The organism is Dactylosporangium sp. McL0621, from assembly GCF_049995355.1.
In the GTDB taxonomy this organism is placed as follows: domain Bacteria; phylum Actinomycetota; class Actinomycetes; order Mycobacteriales; family Micromonosporaceae; genus Dactylosporangium.
In genome coordinates this window covers 5,224,957-5,244,540 of the sequence record NZ_CP188259.1, presented here as the reverse complement: position 1 = coordinate 5,244,540, position 19,584 = coordinate 5,224,957, and the positions used below count along the sequence as shown (strand labels likewise).

Here is a 19,584-nt window from a genome sequence, read left to right as displayed (position 1 = left end):
ACCCTTGTGCGCGTCAGAGGTCCGGGTGCATGATCACCTTCGTCCAGCCGCGTTCACGCTCGTCGAAGTGCTCGTAGCCCTCCGGGGCCCGGTTCAGCGGCAGCTCGTGCGACACGATGTACGACGGCCGTGCCTTGTCCTGCATGATGAGGTTGAGCAGCGGCCGATTGTACGCCTTGACGTTGCACTGTCCGGTCGCCATCGTCTGGCCCTTCGTCCAGAACTTGCCGTAGTCGAAGGCGACCTTCCCCTGCTTGAACAGCTGATCGGGGCTGCCGGGGTCCTCGGGTGTGTATACGCCGACGACGCCGATGGTGCCGGCGAACTTGACGGTCTGCACGAGGGCGTTCACCGTCATCTCCGGGTGCTCCCGCCCGGACGGGTCGTGGGCCTGGTAGCCGACGCACTCGCAGCCGCGGTCCGCGCCGACGCCGTCCGTCTCCTCCATCACCCGCTCGGCCACGTCCTCCTTGGAGGCGTCGATCGGGATCGCACCGATCTTCGCGGCGAGCTCCAGGCGGTCCTGATGCTGATCGACCACCATGATCTTGGCGGCGTTCTTGATCGTCGCCGAGAGCGCGGCCATCTGACCCACCGGCCCGGCGCCGTAGATGACCACCGAGTCGCCGGGCTGCACGCAGGCGAGCTGCGTCGCGTGCCAGCCGGTCGGGAAGATGTCGGACAGCATCACGTAGTCGCGCTGCCGGTCCCGGTCGCGGGCGTTCTCCGGCAGCACCAGGCAGTTGAAGTCCGCGAAGGGCACCCGCAGCATCTCGGCCTGACCGCCGTTGTACGGGCCCATGCCGGCGAAGCCGTACGCGGCGCCGGCCATGTCCGGGTCCGGGTTCGTCCGCAGGCAGAATGCGGTGAGGCCGTGCTCGCAGTTCGCGCAGTGCCCACAGGAGATGTTGAACGGCAGGCACACCATGTCACCGACGCGGACCTTGTCCACGCCCTCCCCCACCTCGACGACCTCGCCGAGGTTCTCGTGGCCGAGAATCCGGCCGCTCTCCATGTCGGTGCGGCCCTCGAACATGTGCAGATCCGAGCCGCAGATGTTGGTGGTGGTGATCCGGACCAGAACGTCCTGCGGGTGCTCGATGCGCGGGTCCGGCACGTCCTTGACCGCGACAGTGCGCGGTCCCTCGTACACGACAGCTTTCATAGCCACGCACTACCCGGCCGGTCGGCGCCGAACTGACCAGCCGGGCGAACCGCGGGGTCAGCTCGTCTGCTCCCGGTCGGTAGGTAATCCGGCCAGCAGGGGCCGGAGCGCCTCCCGCACCTCGGCGCGCTCGAATTGATGTCACCCGCAAGGCCGAAGCGCTGGCTCATCACCTTCAGAGCAGGAGGTTGAATGTCCGCAGCGCCCGGTCCCAGTGTGCCGTCTGCGGGTTCTTCAGCTCCGGGTCCATGATCTTGAAGGTACGCGCGAGCGCAACGCTCAGGCCACCGACGATGTCCGGCAGCCCGCGCTCGGTATCCTCGCCGAGCGCCAGATCCAGCGGCGGCCGGGCGGTGCGCGCGTCCAGGACAGGGCGCAGTTCGATCTCCTCGTCCAGCTTCCGGAACTCGTGGATGCGCTCCTGCAGGCCCTTCGTTACTGGCACGTCCTGGGGCGCGATAACGTCGCGACCGTTCGCCTTCGCCTTCGCCTGTGCGATAAGCAACAGGTCGTAGACCTTCTCGTCGACGAAGTCGTCGTACCGTTTCAGGTCGCTCTTATCCACGTCCAGGCTCGCGGCCGCCCGGAAGAAGCGCTCAAACCGCTCGATGGCCTGCACCGGCATTCCGGTACCTCCTGTTCTGTCGAGTTGTCGGGTGCTACCCGCAATCCAGCCGCGCATGCCCACGGGACCAACGGGCACTTCGGGGTCGCGGCGGGGGCGGGTGCCCGCACACGCGCGGGCATCATGCCCAGTGCCCGCATCACCCTGGCGGGAGGGTATGGATCGTCCCGGGCCGGGCAACGCTTGCAGGATGTGCGCGTCTTCGTTTCCGCCGATCGAGTCGTACGGGTTCCTGTCCGACTGCGAGACGACCGCACTCGTCGCGCCCGGCGGAAACGTGGAGTGGCTGTGCCTGCCGCGGCTCGACTCGCCCAGCGTCTTCGGCGCGGTCCTCGACCGGGGCGCCGGCGGATTCCGCGTGGGGCCCGCGGACATCATGGTGCCGGCAGCCCGCCGGTATCTGCCGGGCACCATGGTGCTGGAGACCAGCTGGGGCACGCCGACCGGCTGGCTCATCGTCTGCGACGTCCTGCTCATGGGCCCCTGGCATCATGACACCGAGCGGTCCCCGACGCACCGCCGCGCGCCGACCGACTACGACGCCGAGCACGTGCTGCTGCGTACGATCCGTTGCGTCAACGGTGAGGTGCAGCTCAACCTGGACTGTGAGCCGATCTTCGGCTACGGCCGGCTGCCGGGGCGCTGGGAGTACCCGGGCTCGGATTACCACCAGGGCCTCTGCCGCGCTGATGGCAGCGACATCCAGCTGCGGCTCACCACCGATCTGCGGATCGGCTTCGAGGCGACCCGCGCGGTCGGCCGGACCCTGATGAAGGACGGCGATCGGCGGTTCTGCGCGCTGTCGTGGACCGCGCACGAGCCGCCGCGCGACTGCGACGACGCCCAGGCGCGGCTGGTCTGGACCGCCCACCACTGGCAGCATTGGCTGGCCCGGGGCAGGTTCCCGGACCATCCTTTCCGGGCGCACCTGGAGCGCAGCGCGCTGACCCTGAAGGGGCTGAGCTACGCCCCGACCGGTGCGCTCGCCGCGGCGGCCACCACCTCCCTGCCGGAGACCCCCGGCGGCGAGCGCAACTTCGACTACCGGTACAGCTGGATCCGCGACTCCTCGTTCGCGCTGTGGGCCCTGAACACGCTCGGCCTCACCTGGGAGGCCGATGACTACCGCCGGTTCATCACCGAGATCGCCGGCCGGTACATCGACCTGCAGGTCATGTACGGCGTCGGTGGCGAACGTGACCTCACCGAGTACACCCTGGAGCATCTGCACGGCTACCAGGGCGCGCGCCCGGTGCGGGTCGGCAACGACGCGTTCCAGCATCACCAGCACGATGTATGGGGCGCGATGGTGGACTCGGTGTACCTGCACACCAAGACCCGCGACCGGCTCGAGGACCGGCTGTGGCAGGTGCTGGTGCACCAGGTGGAGAGCGCCGCGAAGCACTGGCGCGAACCGGACCGCGGCATCTGGGAGGTGCGCGGCGAGCCGCGGCATTTCACATCGTCGAAGGTGATGTGCTGGGTGGCGCTGGACCGGGGCGCCCGCCTGGCCCGGCTGCGCGAGGAGTGGGACCGCGCCGAGCAGTGGCAACAGATCGCTGATGAGATCCACGCCGACATCCTGGCCAACGGCGTCGACGAGCGCGGCGTGTTCAAGCAGGACTACGACACCGGCACGCTCGACGCCTCGCTGCTGCTGGTGCCGCTGGTCCGCTTCCTGCCGCCGGACGACCCGCGGGTCCGGGCGACCGTGCTGGCCATCGCCGACGAGCTCACCGTCAACGACCTTGTGCTGCGGTACCGCACCGAGACCACCGACGACGGCTTCACGGGCGACGAGGGCGCGTTCGCGGTGTGCTCGTTCTGGCTGGTATCCGCCTTGGTGGAGATCGGCGAGGCGGAGCGTGGCCGGCGGCTGTGCTGCAAGCTGCTGTCCTTCGCCGGGCCGCTCGGACTGTACGCCGAGCAGATCCAATCCGACAGCGGCCGGCACCTCGGCAACTTCCCGCAGGCGCTCACCCACCTGGCCCTCATCAACGCCGTCTTCCACGTCATCCGCAACGACGAGGCGTGCCCCTGACCGCCGGCGCCCGCACCCGCTGGACGGCAACCGCGCGTCGAGCATGCCGCGCAGATGCGCCACGGCGGTCTCGAGCGCGGAGGGCTGGTAGTCGCTCCACGCGTCCCGGCTTCGGTCGGTGCCGTGATCTATCAGGGCAGCACGGCGGCGAGCTGCTTGGGCAGGCTGCCCTTGACGTCCGCCCACTCGGCCGCGGTGCCGTATCGCTTCAGCGCGTTGAGCACGACGGTGATGAGTTGCTCGATACCGCCCTCGACGTCGAACGGGAACTCCTGCCGCACGCGGGCCTCGAACTCGGCACGGTGCATTTTCACCGGCACCCGGCTCGGGTCCCAGCCGTCGTAGTAGATGCCGCGGACCAGCATCGGCAGCTGCGCCGCGAGTTGTGCGGACTCGTCGACCGGCAGGCGGTCGCGCAGGGCGTGCAGCACCGCTCTGAGCGCGGCGTACGACTGGGTGCGCCGCGTCTTGGGCCACCCGAACTCCTGCTCAATGTCGCGCAACAACCGGTTTGTCTTGTCCACGGTGGTGTCGAATGAGTCGTAGCCCGTACCGCCACTCATGGGTCCTCCTCCGGGTAGGTCGACGCGTGCACTACCCAGCACCTGTGCGGCCATGCCGACGACACGGCCCGCACAGGTTTGGCAGCCGCGGTGGACAGAGCCGTACGCTCAGCTCCGGCGCTCATCGATGATGTCGTCCGGCTGGTAGCTGTACGCTGCCTCCCGGACCGATTCGTCGCTCTCCAGGCCGGCGCCCAGTGCGCCGCCGATCGTGGCCACCGAGGACGCCAACCAGGCGATGTCCAGGAAATCACCGGTGCCGGCCGGACGGCCGAGAGCGTCGGTCAACCCAGCCTCGGGCACCAGCAGCAGTACGCCGCCAAGCGCCAGCACGAGCAGCGCCAAATAGAGTGCGAGCACGCCGATCACCACGGTCAACACGGTGACCAGGTTGAACAGGACCACCTGTCCCCCTGCGGGCGACTTGCGGGCCGCGCTCGACGGTGCGCGCTCCCACAACGAGGCGCCCACGATGATGGTCACCACGACCGCGAGCACCGCGCCCGCGCTGAGCAGGGCCAGTCGCACCTGGCTGTATTCCACCGCGAGCCGCCAGATGTCGCTGGTGACCAGCGCGAAAACCCCGGCGGTGATCGCTGCGACGAGCGCCTTCGACAGCCCGATCGTCAGCCGCCACGGCCGGTTGGCGCGCAGCATGCCAAGCAGGAGGCGCAGATGTCCGGTCACCACACCGGCGACCAGGCCGATGCCACCGTGGTCGGCTCGTGCCGCGCCGCCGAACTGGCGGGCGGTGTGCTCGTCGTCCCCGGCGAACAGGGCGGTCACGAGCCGGACGGTCGTCTCGCGAGCGCGGCCGACCACGGCGATCGGGCCGAGCGCCGGAAGCGACAGTACCGCGACCGAATGGGTGGCGCTGGCGTGCGCGACGACCGGCCTCCGGGACCTCTGCAATGGCAGATCGGTCAAGCACACCGTGAGTTGCCAGCCCTCGTGCAACATGAGGCGGCGGGCGGCGTCGATCAGCTGTGACAGGTCGGCGGGGCGCTCGACAAGCCGATCGATGATGACGCGAACGGTCCACGCAACGCCCGGCGAACCGCGAGAGAGCATGTCCGGAAGCTGGTCAACGACCTGGCGGGCCAATTCCGCCGCCGATCCGGGCGACGCGACCAGCCCGACAATCACCGGGTCAGCCTCGGCCAGCGCCGTCGGCGTCAGCGTTCGGCGTCCGCGGCGGCCTCGTCGACGGCGAATTCCAGCTCCGCCAGCGAGTACCCGCCGTCGTGCCGGCCGCCGTTGATGAAGAACGTGGGCGTGCCGTTGACCCCGCTGTGCACCCCGCCGATGAAGTCCGAACGGACCTTGTCGAAGTACTGGTGGCCGCGGATCGCCGCCGCGATCGCCTCGTCGTCGAGCCCCACCTCCGCCGCGCCCGCGGGGATGGTCCCCGCGTCGAGCTCATCCTGGTGTTCGAAGAGCCAGTCGTGCATCTGCCAGAAGCGGTGCTTGGCGCCGGCCGCCTCGGCGGCTTCCGCCGCCATCTCCGCGTACGGGTGGACGTTCGTCAGTGGGAAGTGCCGATACGCGAACCGGACCGCGCCCTGCCGCCGGCGCAGCAGCTCACCGACGATCGGGCGTGCCCGCGCGCAGTACGGGCACTGGTAGTCGCCGTACTCGACGAGCGTGACCGGCGCGTCGACGGGTCCGAGCGTGTGATCGCGGTCCGTGACCGGTACGACGAGCCGGGCACTGGCACTCTGCAGCGGCGTTGTCATGGCGTCTGGTCCTCCTGCTCATCTCGGCGCGCCTGGTTCGCCTCGCGGCGCCCGGCGACCTGCTCGGCCGTGTCCGCATCCCGATGGGCATCCGGCCGCATCTGCGCCCCCTGGCGCTGGGCGGACAGGTCCTCCAGCGCGTTGAGGATGCCATCCGCGCCCGGGTTCAGCCCGCGCGGCGAAAGGTCGCTCCAGAACACCACGCCTTCGGGGTCGATCACATACAGCGCGCGTTCGGCGACGCCGTCATCGTCGGAGTACGCCCCGTACCGCTGGGCCACGTCACCCTTCGGGTGGAAGTCGGACAGCAGCGGGAACCGTATGGCCCGGTTTTCGGCGAACGCCCGGTGGCACCACACGCCGTCGACCGAGATGCCCACCGGGATGGCGTTGTAGCGGGCAAACTCGGGTAGTACCGCCTGGTACAGCGCCATCTGGTCGCCGCAGACCGGGCTCCAGTCCGCCGGATAGAACGCGAGCACCACCGGCCCACCCCGCAGCTCCGACAACGCCAGGTGCTGGTCGGGCGTGCTCGGCAGCATGAAGTCCGGCGCCCGTTGACCCGGCGACAGCAGCCCTTGTTCCCTCGACATGGCACAACCGTCGGCGCGCTCGGGGTGGGACCGGACCACCCACCCAAGGTGGACGGCCCGCGGCCACACCGACGACACACGAACGCGCAGCAACGAGCGTCCGCGCCGGGATGATCAGCGGATGCCCGCAAGGGTCGACTCGGCCCATTGCCGCAACGCAGGCGCGGGCGCGGCGCCGGACTTGCGCTCGAGGACCTTCCCGTCGTGCATGATCAGCATTGTCGGCACCGCCTTCACGTCGAAGCGCCGGGACAGGTTCGGAGCGGCGTCCACGTCGACCTTGACGAGCTTCACCTTGCCGGCAAGCTCCCGGGCGACCTGCTCCAGGGCGGGCGTCACCATGCGGCAAGGCCCGCACCAGGTCGCCCACAGGTCGACCACCACCGGGAGGGCCGACTGCTCGACCACTGCGGCGAACGTTTGGTCGGTCGCGTCGGCGATCCACGGCAGGGGCTGATGGCAGTTGCCACACCGCGGGACGCCGGGGGACGCCCCGGGGACGCGGTTCCGGCGCCCGCAGTGCGAGCAGACGACTATCTCACCGCTCATGCGCGGGGCCTACCCGCGGCCGTGGCGGTCATGCAGGTTTGCGCCCACGCTGGATCCCCGGCGTGGGCGCAAAGACCGGCCGGGTGCCCGGCACGAGAATCTCGGCGCGGTGATCGAGCTCAGAGCACCTCGAGCGGAGCGGGGCCGTCCGGCGGGGGGAACGCGCGGTCCAGGTCGGCGAAGTCCTCGGCGGTGAGTCGCAGGTCCAGCGCGGCACGATTCTCCGCGGTGTGCTCCGGGTAGGCGGCCTTCGGGATCGTGGTGATCCCGTCCTGGCGGATCACCCACGCGAGCGCTACCTGCCCCGGGGTGACGCCGTGCCGCTCGGCGACGGCGATGACCGCCGGATGGCGCAGGACGGTTCCCCGGTGGTCGAACGGCGCATAGGCCATGACCGTCAGCCCGGACTGCTGGCACGCCGGCAGCAGATCCCACTCGATGCCGCGACGGGCCAGGTTGTACAGCACCTGGTCGGTCTGCGCGGCGTGACCGTCGGGCACCGCGGTGACCTCCAGCAGGTCGGTGGTGTCGAAGTTGCTGACTCCCCAGAACCGGATCTTGCCCTGCTGCTGCAGCAGCGTGAACGCCTCGACGGTCTCCTCGACGGGCACCGGGCCGGGCCAATGCAGCAGGTACAGGTCGATGTGATCGGTCCTCAGCCGGTGCAGGCTGCGGTCGCAGGCCTCGATCGCGCCCGCCCGGTGGGCGTTGTCCGGCAGGACCTTCGTCACCAGGAACACCTCGTCGCGACGGCCGAAGACCGCGTCTCCGACGAGCCGTTCGGCGGCACCGTCGCCGTACATCTCAGCGGTGTCGATGAGGGTCATCTCGAGGTCGAGGCCCAGCCGCAGCGCGGTGAGCTCCTCGTCGCGGCGCATCGCGTCCTCACCGAGGCCCCACGTTCCCTGCCCCAGTACCGGAATCTGTTCACCGGCCGGCAGTTCCACCATCCGCATGCTCAACGTCTTCATCGCCGCGCACTACCTCGCCCCCTGGCGGGCAAACCCCCGGGCTGGTTGAGGCTGCGCTCGCGGGGTAGGAGTCGCGGTTTCCAACCGTTGCGCGAGGGAGGAACCCATGCCCACGTCCTCCGCCGTCCGGCACAGCCCGATCGCCACCGTCAACCCCTACAACAACCAGCTCGTCCGTGAGTTCCCGCCGATGAGCCCGGAGGCCGTCGACGACGCGGCGCAGCGCGCCCACCACGCATTCCAGTCCTGGCGCCGGGTCGGCGTCGACGAACGGGCCGCTCTGGTCGGGCGGGCCGCACGGCTGCTCCGCGAGCGCGGCGAGGAACTGGCCCAGCTGGTGACGCTGGAGATGGGCAAGCTCATCGGGCACAGCCGCGCCGAGATGGACTTGTCCGCGAGGATCCTGCAGTACTGCGCCGATGAGGGACCGGAGCTGCTCGCCGACGAGCCGTTGGAGCTCGACGGCGGGTCGGCCGCCGTCGTCAACGATCCGCTCGGCGTGATCGTGGGCGCCCAGCCTTGGAACTTCCCGGTGTACCAGGTGGTGCGATTCGCCGGACCGAATCTGGTGCTGGGCAACACGGTCCTGCTCAAGCACGCGAGCAACACCCCGCAGTCGGCGCTCGCCATGGAGCGGCTGTTCATCGACGCGGGAATACCGCAGGGGGTGTACACCAACCTGCTGATCACCGGCTCCGAGGTCGATCGCGTCGTGGAACTCAACGCCGTGCGCGGCGCGTCGCTGACCGGCAGCGAGCGCGGCGGCGCCAGCGTCGGGGCCGCCGCCGGGCGCAACATGAAGAAGAGCGTCCTGGAACTGGGCGGCAGCGACCCGTTCGTCGTTCTCGACGGCGACAACCTCGACCACACCGTCGATGCGGCCATGGCGGGGCGTATGCACAACATGGGCCAGAGCTGCGTGAGCGCGAAGCGGATGATCGTGATGTCCGGCGCGTTCGACCGGTTCGTGACCGCGTTGGCCCAGCGTATGCGCGTGCTGCGGCCCGGTGATCCCGCCGACGAGGCCACCTCGCTTGCGCCGCTGTCCTCGGAGCGAGCCGCCGAGAAGCTGTCGGACCAGGTCCTTGATGCCCTCGACAAGGGCGCCGTCGCGGTGGTCGGTGGCGGGCGGGTCGATCGCCCCGGCGCATTCATGCAACCCACGGTCCTCATCGGCGTGACCCCGAGCATGCGCGCTTACCACGAGGAACTGTTCGGTCCGGTCGCCGTCGTCCATCGGGTGCACAGCGACGACGAGGCGGTTACGGTCGCCAACGACTCGCCCTACGGCCTCGGCGGTGCCGTGTTCGGCACCGATCCGGCGCGGGCCCGGTCGGTCGCACGCCGGATCGACAGCGGGATGGTGTGGATCAACCATCCGACGTCGTCCGAGCCGCACCTGCCCTTCGGCGGCATCAAACTTTCCGGATACGGAAGGGAGCTGTCCTCCATCGGCTTCAAGGAGTTCGCCAACCGGAAGCTGGTCGTGACCATGCCGGCGGACACGCCCATCACCGACGCGCTCGGCTGACGGGCGCCGCTTCCGTCGAAATGCCGCCGCCGGCGCGGTTGGACGGTACCGATCCGGGTACGTACGGCTGACTCTCCGCGACCCCCTACGCGCCGTCCGACACCGGAGGGAGCTTCGCATGATCTCCCAGGACCTCGTCAATCGACTCATCCGCTTCCAGGGAGGCCGTTTCCCGGTGATCTCGATGTACCTCGGGATCGGGCCGGACAAGTCCGCTCACAGCCAGGTTGCCAGCCTGCTGCATCAGGTCGCACCGCTGAGCGAGGACATGTCGCTGGAGCACGACGTGCGGCTGTCGGTACGGGCCGACCTGCAACGCATCGAAGACGTCGCCCACGAGGAGCGGCTGCAACCAGGTGGCCTCGGCATCTTCGCCAGCAACGGCAACGGACTGTTCGAGCAGGTCTCGCTGCCCCGGCCGGTCCGGGACCGCGTCGTGGTGGACGCGACGCCGTGGGTCCGCCCGATGCTGGCGGTCCTCGACGAGTACCACCGCATGTGTGTGGCGCTGGTGGACAAGGCCTGGGCGCAGGTCTGGTGCCTGTACCTGGGCGAGATGCGGGAGATCACCCAGATCAAGGACCCGGCGCTGCGCAAGCCCAACTTCGCCGCCGGCATGGCGGAGTACCGGGTCCGCAACAAGGCCGACGAGCTGAGCAAGCACCACTACCGGCGGGTCGGTTCCGTGCTCGACGAGCTGCTGCGCAGCGAAGGCTTCGACGTCATCGCCCTGGGCGGGCATCCGGACGAGATGACGGCCGTCACCGGCTTCCTGTCCCGCGACGTGGCCTCCCGGGTGGCCGGGACCTTCACGGTCGACCCGGGCACCGCTACCGCGGCCGACATCCGGCACAGCGCCGAGGCCATCCTGGAGCGCTACGAGCGCCACGAGGAAGAGCGGCTGGTCGGCGAGATCTTCGAGGCGGCCGCGGCGGGCCGGCCCGCCGCGATCGGGCTGGAGCCGTGCCTCTGGGCCGGCTCCGTGGCCGCCGTGCAACATCTGGTGATCGACGAGGGTGCGGCCGTGCCCGGTGTGGTCTGCGACGAGTCGGGCTGGCTGGGAGCCTCCGGCCGGCAGTGCCCGCTGTGCGGGCGGCCCACCCGGGAGACGCCGGACGTCCTTGATGAGCTGGCCGAATTCGTCGTCGACGAGGGCGGCGCGGTGAAACATGTCGCGGACAACTCGCAGCTGCGCCCGCACCGTGTCGCGGCGGCACTGCGCTTCCCGCTCCCGCCCGCCCCACAGCTCTGAGCCGCGCCGCTCACGTCGCGGAATGCGGCTGTCTCGCCCCGACCGACCGGCGACAGGCGGGAGATCAAGAGATCGGAGAACGGTCCCGATACGACAGGAGCACGTCATGACCAGCTCGAATCGCAACGCTTTCAGCTTGCGCAACAACGACACCATGCCGCGCGGGCCGTCAGGCGTCCGCCCGGCCGCCCGCGACGAGACGGCCGCCGGCGGCCGCACCGGGACCGGACAGGCCACCATCGCGGTCGCCAGCTACCCCGACTACGCCGCCGCACAACGCGCCGTCGACTTCCTCTCCGACAACAAGTTCCCGGTCGACCGCGTCCGGATCGTCGGCTCCGACCTGCGACTGGTCGAACAGGTACACGGCCGGCTGACGACCGGCCGGGCGGCACTGGCCGGCGCCGGCACCGGCGCATGGTTCGGTCTCCTGATCGGCATCCTGCTCGGCGCGTTCGCCGTCGGCGCCTGGTGGCGGGTCCTGCTCTTCGCGGTCGTCGCCGGCGTCGTGTGGGGCGCCGTCTTCGGCGCAATCGCCCACGCCATGACCGGAGGCCAGCGCGACTTCACCTCCACCCCGACACTGCAAGCCGACCACTACACCCTCATCGTCGACGCCGACGTGGCCGACCAGGCCCGCGAGATGCTCAGCCGGCTGCCGACCGACTCACGCAGCTAGGGGCTGTACCGAAGTGGGGGTCGGGCGCGCCCCGATACCGGGGTTGTACGGTTCCCGGCGGCGTCTGAGTCCGCCGCAGCCCGGCCATCCACTTCGATACAGCCCCTAGCTCCGCCGCGCACGCGACCCGCGCCGTCGTTCGCCGGGCGGGTCGCCGCGGTGTGGTGGACCGAAGCTGGGCCGGGAGCAGGGCGATCGAGCAGCAGCGGCCCCGGCTGCCCGGCGATGGCCCGGGCGGTCATGACCGCGTCGGCGTTGTAGGCGGTCGTCGCGTCGTTGATGCGCAGCGCCGCCGGCCGCTGTCGAGGCCGGGAAACGCGCCGCCCGACACGAGCACGTCACCTGCAGTGCCGCCCCAGACGGTAACGATGCCAATGTTGCAGTGGGAGCTGCGGGTCAGGCCGGTGTCGGTGAACCTGGTCGTCCCGGCGCCGGTGGTGGTTCAGGGGAGGTACTTGTAGCCGATCCCGCGGACGGTGACGAGGTGTCGCGGTGCTGCCGGGTCGGGTTCGATCTTGGCGCGGAGCCGCTTGACGTGGACATTGAGGGTGTTGCTGTCATCGTCCACGCTATCCCAGACGGCGCCGAGGAGCTGGTCGCGGGCAAGCGTGCGCCCGGGGTTGCGTACGAAGGTCTCGAGGAGCTGAAACTCCTTGAGCGGCAGGTCGAGCGGTCGTCCGGTAAGGGTGGCGGTATGCGCGGCCGGGTCGAGCGCGATCGGTCCGGCCGCGATAACCGCGGGATGGCGTCGGGCGGTGGCTGCGCAACGGCGCAGCAGGGCACGGATGCGGGCGACGAGTTCGCGCAGGCCGTAGGGCTTGGCGAGGTAGTCATCGGCGCCGCGGTCCAGGGCGGCGACGGCGGCGTCCTCACGGTCGTTGCCGGCGCCGATGATGAGGATGCCGGCGTCGGAGCGCGCCCGCAGGGTCAGACACAGGTCGAGGCCGGTCATGTCCGGCAGGGTCTGGTCGAGCAGGATCATGTCCGCGCCGCGCCGGTCGAACTCGCGCAGTGCGTCGGCGGCCGTCGTGCACGTGCTGACGTCGAAGCCCTCGCGCCGCAGCAGAGCGGCCAGCGCGGCAGCAGAGGACGAGTTGTCCTCGACGAGCAGCAGCCGGGGCAAGGCTCAGACGCCTCCCTCCGGCGTTGCGGCATGATCGTGACCGTTCACTGTCTCAGGCCATCATGCCGGTGGTGTGTCCGGACCGTCACGTTTTGCGGGCGCCGCGGCAATTGGTCGATCTGCGAGGCCGGACCCCTGCAGAGTCAGCCGTGGCGTGCCGCGAGTGAGGGGCCGGTCAAGACTGAGCCGCGACCGTAGGCTGACGGGAAGGGGCCCGTCTGGCATCGCCGCGCAGATCGTCTCCGGGATCGGTTCCTCGGCGGCGGGCTCATCTTTCGTGCGCCGCGACGCCGTGCGGGGGCTGACCAACGCGACGGTGATCCGGCTGACGGCCGCCGTCGGGCGGCGAACGATGCCGGGGTGAGCTCAGCTCGTACGCGCGAGCCGGAGCTACGAGCCGAAGGCGTCGGGGCCGACGTGACGGCATCATGCGAGCCGGGGCGCAGACCGTCTTCGGTCCGCGCCCCGGACGATCGGTCAAGAGGCGGTGCAGCTCAGAGTCGGCGTCGTGACATTGCCGGTTCCGGTGAAGCCGAACTGCGTCGAACTGCCCGCGCCGAGCGAGCCGTTGTACGACACGTTGCGCACCGTGACGCTGGAGCCGCTGGTGGTGAGCGTGCCGTTCCAGAGCTGGGTGATCGACTGTCCGTTCGCGAGCGTCCAGGTCACCGTCCAGTTGCTGATCGGCGACGCCCCGGCGGTGACCGTGACGTTGCCCTGGAATCCGCCCTGCCAGGAGCCGATGGTCTGGTACGTCGCACTGCACGCACCGCCACCACCGCCGGACGAGCGGCTCGGCGACGGTGACGCGCTCGGCGAGCGGGACGCCGACGGCGAGCCCGACGGCGAGGCCGATGGGGAGCTGGAGCGGCTGGCCGACGGCGAGGCGGTCGGGGACCCGGCCGGCGGGTACGGCGCGCTGGCGGCCAGGCTGTAGGCAAGGCCGGCCTGGAAGCTTCCGGCGGCGTAGCTGCAGCCGTCAGCCTCGCCCGGAGGCTTGATCCACAGATATCCGTCGACGTTGGCGTCGCCCGTGTTCAGCGTCGGATAGTTGCCGATCCGGCGGTCGCTGTTGTCGTCGGCGCACCAGTCGCCGGCCACGCCACCGTTGCGACTGGTGTCGATGACCTGGTGCTTGCCGCTGATGCCACGGCCCTGCAGGTACGAGATGATCGACCGGCCGTAGGCGAGTTCGTTCCCCAGCGGCTGGAAGTTCGAGACGTTCGTGAAGAATCCGTCCGCGTACTGGACGCCGGCGGAGGCCAGTCGCGATCCCTGTTCCGACGCGGAGTTCCAGGCGGAATGGCCGCCGTCGAGGTACACCTTGGCGTTCGGGTTCGCCGCCTTCAGCGTCTGCACACCGGTACTGATCGCCTGGTCGCGCTGCTGGATCTCGGTGCCGCTCAAGCACGTCTGCAGGGCCAGCGCGTCGGTCTCCATGATCACGATGACGGTACGGCTGCCGAGGCCCCTGGCGTACCCCGAGATCCACTGCTGGTACTGGTTGAGGTCGGGGGCGCCCCCGGCGCTCGCCCCGCCGCAGTCGCGGTTCGGGATCGCGTAGGCCGTCAACACGGGTACCTGGTTCACGGCGTTGGCCGCGCTCACGAACGAGGACACCTCGGATTGCACGGTGGACAGGTTGAAGTTCGCCATCCAGCGCGCCTGCGACTGACTGGCGACCTTGTCGCGGATGACGGGCATGCGCGAGTCGTTCGGATTCGCCGAGACCCAGCGAACGACCTGCGAGTCAGGGTCGCGGTAGAGGGTGCCGGAAAGCGTTCCCGCCGAGGCTGAGCCGGTCACGAACCAGCCAGCGGCGAAGGCGACGCATGCCGACGCTGCCGCGGCGGCTACAAGTCGGCGCCGACGGAGGCGACGTATGGTCACGGAGACTCCTTCAGTACATGACATCGATTCCCGTCGAGCGATAGGGGATGGTGTCATCATCGCCAGCAGCCCGCGCATGGTCTACTCCAGCGACCTGCGCGAGCGTGCGGCCAGCGGAACCGCGTGAAACATCCACCTCCGCAGCCCGGGCGTCCCGCCCTCCGCGGTCAAATCCGCCTCTGACAAGCGAGTTCCGGCTGCAAGGGCCCGCGGGCGTGGTGGAGCGGTGCGCCCCGCGGAGGGCGACGTTGTGGCGGGACCCACCGCGGCGCCAGGCCCATGGCGTTGCGGCGTCGGCCCGTGGACCCATCGCCTTTCGGCGACGCCGGGACCGAGCTTGATGGCAGGGACGCGAGCAAGGCCGTCGTCCGGGCGTTCATCGACGCCTGGAACACCCGCGACTTCGACCCGTTCATCGCCTTGATGGGCGCGACCACGCGGTGCTCCACGTCGGCGGTGTCGACGTTCCCTGTGACCCGGCGGGAACCCGTGCGATCGCCGAGGAGTGGACCACGGCGTTCCCTGATTGTCGGTTCCAACTCCTGGAGCTGATCGCTGAACGTGACCGAGTCGTCGCCCACATGCCGTACACGGCGGCCGGAAGGACGCATCGGTCGAGGTCATGACCAGGTTCCGCTCCTCAGCCGAAGGGTCCATCGTCCTCGACATTTCCGGCCGATAACCCGCCGGTACCATCGACCTCCCCCAGCACCCGAACGTTCCTTCCGAGGAACTGCCCAGGCTCCTTACGATGCAGATGCACGTGCATCCGAACGCGCTTGGCCGGGTCGGAGGGAGGACGCCGATGGCTGGCGACGAATCCTGGGGCCGCGTGGCAGCGGGTACGGCCGGGAGCGGCCGGACGCGTCGCACTGTCCACCGTCGGCTTGCCGCCGCGGCTGGACGTCCCGCAGGCCTTCCCGAGCGGCCCGGTCCGGCACCAGGTGACTGCGCTGGTTCTGCTCACCCCGCTGCCGCCGGCCGGCACGGAGACGTTCCGCGCCGATGTGGCCCGGCCATGACGGACGCCTTCGTCATCCTCACCCTGGCCGAGAACGACTACCTGTACGGCACGGGGACGATCACCATCCGGGTGCGGCGAATGCACAGCGGAGCACTGATCTCGTACCACGACGAAGCCTGGTACGAGATCCACGGCGTGCAACTGGGCCGCGCCGGCCGGGAGCTCGGCGAACGCACCGTGCTGGTCCGCGCCGCCCGGCTGCGCTGATACTGCCGATATCCGCCGCTGGTGCGACGAGCACGGCGTACCACAGCTCTAGGACGCCCGCCCGCCGCTCGATCGAGGATCGCCCGGCGCGGTCGCCGTTCGGCGGGCCGACCGCCGCGAACCCGGAAAGTTTCACGCTCGCGCGACGGCGCGCAACCGCCCTACCCAATCGAAATTGACCAATGAATCGCGCCGACCTAACGTAAGACGTCTGATGTATCCGGACGACGGAGAGGCTAGATCAGATGTTGCAAAGAGCGAATCGCCGGCGCGTGCGCGTAGCGGTCGCGATCGGCATTGCGTTGACGGCCGCAAGCGTGCTGGTGGGATTCCCGTCCGCCGCACAGGCCGCGACGTCGATCACGATCAACGGCTCGTCGGGCGGCCGGGTGTTCGACGGCGTCGGCGCGGTCAGCGGCGGCGGTGGCAACAGCCGGCTGCTGGTCGACTACCCGGAGCCCCAGCGCAGCGACATCCTCGACTACCTGTTCAAGCCCGGCTACGGCGCGGCGATGCAGGTCCTCAAGGTGGAGATCGGCGGGGACACCAACTCGACGTCGGGCGCCGAGCCGAGCCACGAGCACACGCGGGGCAGTGTCAACTGCAACCGGGGCTACGAGTGGTGGTTGATGGAGCAGGCCAAGGCCCGCAATCCCAACATCAACCTGGTGGGCCTGGCGTGGGGCGCCCCCGGCTGGATCGGCAACGGCAACTTCTGGTCCAACGACTCGATCGACTACCTCCTGGCCTGGCTGGACTGCGCCGGCACGCACGGGCTGACGATCAACTACCTCGGTGGCTGGAACGAGAAGGGCTACAACGCCACCTGGTACAAGAACCTGCGCTCCGCCTTGAACTCGCGCGGGTACACCGGCGTGAAGCTCGTGGCGTCCGACGACTTCGGGTGGGCCGCCGCCGACGAGTCGCTGCGTGACCCGGCGTTCGCCAGCGCCGTGTCGGTCTTCGGCAGCCACTACGTCTGCGGGTACCGCAGCTCGCAGGCCAGCTGCCCGAGCTCCAGCAACGCCGTCGCGACCGGCAAGGCGCTGTGGGCCAGTGAGAACGGCTCCGACGACTACAACGCCGGCGCGCCGGCACTCGCCCGCGGCGTCAACCGCGGCTACATCGACGGGAAGATGACCGCCTACATCAACTGGCCCGTCATCGCCGCCATCACCCCCAACATTCCCTGGGCCACCACCGGCGTGGCCGTGGCGCAGCAGCCGTGGTCGGGCTACTACTCCCTCGGCAAGAGCGCCTGGGTGATGGCGCAGACCACCCAGTTCACCGCCCCGGGCTGGCGTTACCTCGACAGCTCGAGCGGCTACATCGGTGGCAACCGCAACAACGGCAGCTACGTCTCGCTCAGGTCGGCCGGCAACGGCGACTACAGCACCATCGTCGAGACCATGGACGCCACCGCGGCGCAGACGCTCAACTTCAGCGTCGCCGGCGGGCTGTCGACCGGCACCGTGCACGTATGGTCCACCAACGTCCGGTCCAGCAACCCGGCCGACAACTTCGTGCGCGGCGCCGACATCACGCCGTCCGGCGGAGCCTTCTCGCTCACCGTCCAGCCCGGCTACGTGTACAGCATCACGACCACCAGCGGGCAGGGCAAGGGCGCCGCGGCCAGTCCCGCGCAGGGCAACCTGCGGCTGCCGTACAGCGACAACTTCGACGGCTACGCGACCGGCCGCGAGGCGAAGTACCTCATGGATCAGCAGGGCTCCTTCGAAATCACCGGGTGCGGGGGCGGCCACACCGGACAGTGCGTCCGCCAGATGTCGGAGCAGGCGCCCATCTACTGGACGTCCGGCCACGCCGAGCCCTTCGCCCTGCTGGGCGACCTGACCTGGCGCAACTACACCGTCTCGTCGGACGTCATGCTGGAGAAGTCCGGCTACGCGCAGCTCATCGGCCGCGGCAACACCTACAACCACCAGGGCCCGCAGAACCTCAACGGCTACTACTTCCGCGTCTCCGACACCGGCGCGTGGTCCATCCTGAGCAACAACACCAGCGGCAACTGGCGGACGTTGGCCAGCGGTACGACGGCGGCGCTGGGCATCGGGCGCTGGCACTCGCTGTCGCTCACGCTGAACGGCAGCGCCCTCAGCGCCGCCATCGACGGCACCACCGTCGGCAGCGTCTCGGACTCCACCTGGGTGGCCGGCCAGATCGGCTACGGCACCGGCCAGGGCGTGACCGCACAGTTCGACAACCTGTCCGTCACCGCGGCCGGCGGCTCGAGCGGCCCCACCGGCGAGCTGCGCGGCGCCGGCGCCAACCGATGCCTGGACGTCAACGGGGCCAGCCAGACCGACGGTGCCGCTGTGCAGATCTGGGACTGCAACGGCGGGGCCAACCAGCAGTGGACGCTCACGTCGAGCAACCAGCTGACGGTGTACGGCAACAAGTGCCTGGAAGTGCCCGGCACCACGTCGGGCACCCGCGCCCGGATCTGGACCTGCAACGGCGGGGCCAACCAGCAGTGGCGGCTGAACGCCGACGGCACGATCGTGGCCGTCGGCTCGGGTCTGTGCCTGGACGTCAACGGCGCCGGCACCGCCAATGGCTCCGCCGTGCAGATCTGGACCTGCAACGGCGGGACCAACCAGCAGTGGATTCGCGGCTGACACCCTGAAGTGCGATCCGACGCACGGGATGCGCCCCTGGGGCCGGCCGGCAGTTGCCGGCCCCGGGGGCGCACGGCCATTGGCGTCTCCGGAGGCGATACTGCCGTCGGGCGACCGTGTCATCGTCGCGTTGACGATTCGCTTGTCGTCGGAACGACGACATGGTACAAGAAAGATATCGCGCATTGACACGTCCGTCGAGTTCAGGAGGTGGCCAGTCATGTTGATGCGCAGCGAACCTTTCGTGGAGGTCCAGCGCCTCGCTCAGCACCTGTTCGGCACGTCCCCGAACGGAACGTGGACGCATCCGGCGGCGATGCCGGCGGATGCCTACCGCAGCGGCGACGAGTTCGTGATCGCCTTCGACCTGCCGGGCGTGGACCAGGATGCCATCGACATCGACGTCGAGCGCAACCTGCTGACCGTCCGCGCCGAACGCCGCCCGGTCGATCCGGGCGAGGGCGCTCAGGTGGTGCTCTCGGAGCGGCCGCTCGGCGTCTTCTCCCGCCAGATGTTCCTCGGCGACGCCCTCGACACCGACAACATCCAGGCGACGTACCACAACGGCGTGCTGGCATTGCGGATCCCGATCCGGGAGAAGGCGAAGCCCCGCAAGATCACCGTCGCGGACCGCACCGGACCGGAGCAGAAGGTCCTTCGCAGCTGACCTCGTCCCGCCGCAGCAATCGAGCGGCACACCCGCACCGAAGGGGGTGATCGGTGATGCCGGGACCGCGCACCGGGCTGTCGCCGGAATGGGACCGCGGATTCGACGCCATGTTCGCTGAGCTCGTCAGCCGCGACACCGACTTCGTCGATACAGAATTCGCGTCCCTCACCGAAGCGAACTGGCCGGCATCGGCCGGCGGCCAACCACCGGCATCCGAGACGACGACCGGACACCGAACGAACAACCAGCCCACCTGACCATCACGCCCGCCGGCCGCAGCGCACGCTCGGCCGGCGGGCACCCGCTCCCCCGTCGGCCGACGCGCG

General features: G+C 69.7%; 18 protein-coding genes. 8 read left to right on the top strand and 10 right to left on the bottom strand.

Translation table 11 applies throughout. The features are described 5' to 3' along the window. Positions 1-13 precede the first annotated feature (13 nt). Together ACPPVO_RS25255 and ACPPVO_RS25250 are read right to left on the bottom strand one after the other, a co-directional pair. Positions 14-1,153: a glutathione-independent formaldehyde dehydrogenase gene (locus ACPPVO_RS25255; RefSeq protein ID WP_426513620.1), complete on the bottom strand. Its 1,140-nt coding sequence runs from the start codon at positions 1,151-1,153 to the stop codon at positions 14-16. Positions 1,154-1,340: 187 nt separating this feature from the next. Then, entirely contained in the window at positions 1,341-1,784 is a 444-nt protein-coding gene (locus tag ACPPVO_RS25250; RefSeq protein WP_426513619.1) for a DUF1931 family protein, read from the bottom strand. Between the two features lie 196 nt (positions 1,785-1,980). Between ACPPVO_RS25250 and ACPPVO_RS25245 the strand changes: the two genes are divergently transcribed. Further along, complete coding sequence (locus ACPPVO_RS25245; protein ID WP_426513618.1) at positions 1,981-3,831, top strand: glycoside hydrolase family 15 protein; 1,851 nt, start codon at positions 1,981-1,983, stop codon at positions 3,829-3,831. 131 nt (positions 3,832-3,962) lie between these two features. On the opposite strand, the gene ACPPVO_RS25240 is transcribed toward ACPPVO_RS25245, so the two are convergent. The 6 genes from ACPPVO_RS25240 to ACPPVO_RS25215 all read right to left on the bottom strand — a co-directional run bounded on the left by ACPPVO_RS25240 (position 3,963) and on the right by ACPPVO_RS25215 (position 8,243). Continuing rightward, positions 3,963-4,394, bottom strand: a complete 432-nt coding sequence (locus ACPPVO_RS25240) for a DUF2267 domain-containing protein (protein WP_426513617.1) — start codon at positions 4,392-4,394, stop codon at positions 3,963-3,965. A gap of 108 nt (positions 4,395-4,502) precedes the next feature. Next, a complete protein-coding gene (locus tag ACPPVO_RS25235) occupies positions 4,503-5,540 on the bottom strand; it encodes a hypothetical protein (RefSeq protein ID WP_426513616.1) in 1,038 nt (345 codons plus the stop codon). A gap of 29 nt (positions 5,541-5,569) precedes the next feature. After that, the gene (locus tag ACPPVO_RS25230) at positions 5,570-6,130 is read right to left on the bottom strand and encodes a DsbA family protein (protein ID WP_426513615.1); all 561 of its coding nucleotides are present in this window, start codon (positions 6,128-6,130) and stop codon (positions 5,570-5,572) included. Next, positions 6,127-6,723, bottom strand: coding sequence for a redoxin domain-containing protein (locus tag ACPPVO_RS25225; RefSeq protein ID WP_426513614.1), 597 nt, complete (start codon positions 6,721-6,723; stop codon positions 6,127-6,129). The genes ACPPVO_RS25230 and ACPPVO_RS25225 overlap by 4 nt, the downstream gene beginning before the upstream one ends. Before the next feature lie 114 nt (positions 6,724-6,837). After that, the gene (trxA, locus tag ACPPVO_RS25220; RefSeq protein ID WP_426513613.1) at positions 6,838-7,272 is read right to left on the bottom strand and encodes a thioredoxin; all 435 of its coding nucleotides are present in this window, start codon (positions 7,270-7,272) and stop codon (positions 6,838-6,840) included. Between the two features lie 119 nt (positions 7,273-7,391). Continuing rightward, the gene (locus ACPPVO_RS25215; protein WP_426513612.1) at positions 7,392-8,243 is read right to left on the bottom strand and encodes an aldo/keto reductase; all 852 of its coding nucleotides are present in this window, start codon (positions 8,241-8,243) and stop codon (positions 7,392-7,394) included. 106 nt (positions 8,244-8,349) lie between these two features. On the opposite strand from ACPPVO_RS25215, the gene ACPPVO_RS25210 reads away from it, so the two are divergent. From ACPPVO_RS25210 to ACPPVO_RS25200, 3 genes are all read left to right on the top strand, one after another. After that, positions 8,350-9,774 (top strand): NAD-dependent succinate-semialdehyde dehydrogenase, encoded by a 1,425-nt coding sequence (locus tag ACPPVO_RS25210; protein ID WP_426513611.1) that lies wholly within the window; start codon positions 8,350-8,352, stop codon positions 9,772-9,774. Between the two features lie 118 nt (positions 9,775-9,892). Next, positions 9,893-11,026, top strand: a complete 1,134-nt coding sequence (locus tag ACPPVO_RS25205) for a hypothetical protein (RefSeq protein WP_426513610.1) — start codon at positions 9,893-9,895, stop codon at positions 11,024-11,026. Between the two features lie 106 nt (positions 11,027-11,132). Continuing rightward, positions 11,133-11,705, top strand: coding sequence for a general stress protein (locus ACPPVO_RS25200; RefSeq protein WP_426513609.1), 573 nt, complete (start codon positions 11,133-11,135; stop codon positions 11,703-11,705). Positions 11,706-12,147: 442 nt separating this feature from the next. Here ACPPVO_RS25200 and ACPPVO_RS25195 read toward each other — a convergent pair whose 3' ends face one another. After that, entirely contained in the window at positions 12,148-12,828 is a 681-nt protein-coding gene (locus ACPPVO_RS25195; protein ID WP_426513608.1) for a response regulator transcription factor, read from the bottom strand. A 477-nt stretch (positions 12,829-13,305) separates the two neighbouring features. Next, on the bottom strand, positions 13,306-14,532 hold the full coding sequence (locus tag ACPPVO_RS25190) for a glycoside hydrolase family 6 protein (RefSeq protein WP_426513607.1): 1,227 nt from the start codon (positions 14,530-14,532) through the stop codon (positions 13,306-13,308). A gap of 1,204 nt (positions 14,533-15,736) precedes the next feature. On the opposite strand from ACPPVO_RS25190, the gene ACPPVO_RS25185 reads away from it, so the two are divergent. The 4 genes from ACPPVO_RS25185 to ACPPVO_RS25170 all read left to right on the top strand — a co-directional run bounded on the left by ACPPVO_RS25185 (position 15,737) and on the right by ACPPVO_RS25170 (position 19,515). Beyond that, positions 15,737-15,949: a hypothetical protein gene (locus tag ACPPVO_RS25185; RefSeq protein WP_426513606.1), complete on the top strand. Its 213-nt coding sequence runs from the start codon at positions 15,737-15,739 to the stop codon at positions 15,947-15,949. Between the two features lie 245 nt (positions 15,950-16,194). Next, a complete protein-coding gene (locus tag ACPPVO_RS25180; RefSeq protein WP_426513605.1) occupies positions 16,195-18,588 on the top strand; it encodes a ricin-type beta-trefoil lectin domain protein in 2,394 nt (797 codons plus the stop codon). Positions 18,589-18,808: 220 nt separating this feature from the next. After that, the gene (locus ACPPVO_RS25175) at positions 18,809-19,255 is read left to right on the top strand and encodes an Hsp20/alpha crystallin family protein (protein WP_426513604.1); all 447 of its coding nucleotides are present in this window, start codon (positions 18,809-18,811) and stop codon (positions 19,253-19,255) included. Positions 19,256-19,311: 56 nt separating this feature from the next. Further along, a complete protein-coding gene (locus ACPPVO_RS25170; RefSeq protein ID WP_426513603.1) occupies positions 19,312-19,515 on the top strand; it encodes a hypothetical protein in 204 nt (67 codons plus the stop codon). Positions 19,516-19,584: the final 69 nt, after the last annotated feature.

What these genes read in the sequence shown, in the direction of transcription:
- ACPPVO_RS25215 (WP_426513612.1), bottom strand. Translation starts at nt 8,243, where the DNA reads ATGAAGACGTTGAGCATGCGGATGGTGGAACTGCCGGCCGGTGAACAG.
- ACPPVO_RS25180 (WP_426513605.1), top strand. Translation starts at nt 16,195, where the DNA reads ATGTTGCAAAGAGCGAATCGCCGGCGCGTGCGCGTAGCGGTCGCGATC.
- ACPPVO_RS25225 (WP_426513614.1), bottom strand. Translation starts at nt 6,723, where the DNA reads ATGTCGAGGGAACAAGGGCTGCTGTCGCCGGGTCAACGGGCGCCGGAC.
- ACPPVO_RS25175 (WP_426513604.1), top strand. Translation starts at nt 18,809, where the DNA reads ATGTTGATGCGCAGCGAACCTTTCGTGGAGGTCCAGCGCCTCGCTCAG.
- ACPPVO_RS25200 (WP_426513609.1), top strand. Translation starts at nt 11,133, where the DNA reads ATGACCAGCTCGAATCGCAACGCTTTCAGCTTGCGCAACAACGACACC.
- ACPPVO_RS25185 (WP_426513606.1), top strand. Translation starts at nt 15,737, where the DNA reads ATGACGGACGCCTTCGTCATCCTCACCCTGGCCGAGAACGACTACCTG.
- ACPPVO_RS25240 (WP_426513617.1), bottom strand. Translation starts at nt 4,394, where the DNA reads ATGAGTGGCGGTACGGGCTACGACTCATTCGACACCACCGTGGACAAG.
- ACPPVO_RS25190 (WP_426513607.1), bottom strand. Translation starts at nt 14,532, where the DNA reads ATGCCCGTCATCCGCGACAAGGTCGCCAGTCAGTCGCAGGCGCGCTGG.
- ACPPVO_RS25170 (WP_426513603.1), top strand. Translation starts at nt 19,312, where the DNA reads ATGCCGGGACCGCGCACCGGGCTGTCGCCGGAATGGGACCGCGGATTC.
- trxA (WP_426513613.1), bottom strand. Translation starts at nt 7,272, where the DNA reads ATGAGCGGTGAGATAGTCGTCTGCTCGCACTGCGGGCGCCGGAACCGC.
- ACPPVO_RS25210 (WP_426513611.1), top strand. Translation starts at nt 8,350, where the DNA reads ATGCCCACGTCCTCCGCCGTCCGGCACAGCCCGATCGCCACCGTCAAC.
- ACPPVO_RS25245 (WP_426513618.1), top strand. Translation starts at nt 1,981, where the DNA reads ATGTGCGCGTCTTCGTTTCCGCCGATCGAGTCGTACGGGTTCCTGTCC.
- ACPPVO_RS25205 (WP_426513610.1), top strand. Translation starts at nt 9,893, where the DNA reads ATGATCTCCCAGGACCTCGTCAATCGACTCATCCGCTTCCAGGGAGGC.
- ACPPVO_RS25230 (WP_426513615.1), bottom strand. Translation starts at nt 6,130, where the DNA reads ATGACAACGCCGCTGCAGAGTGCCAGTGCCCGGCTCGTCGTACCGGTC.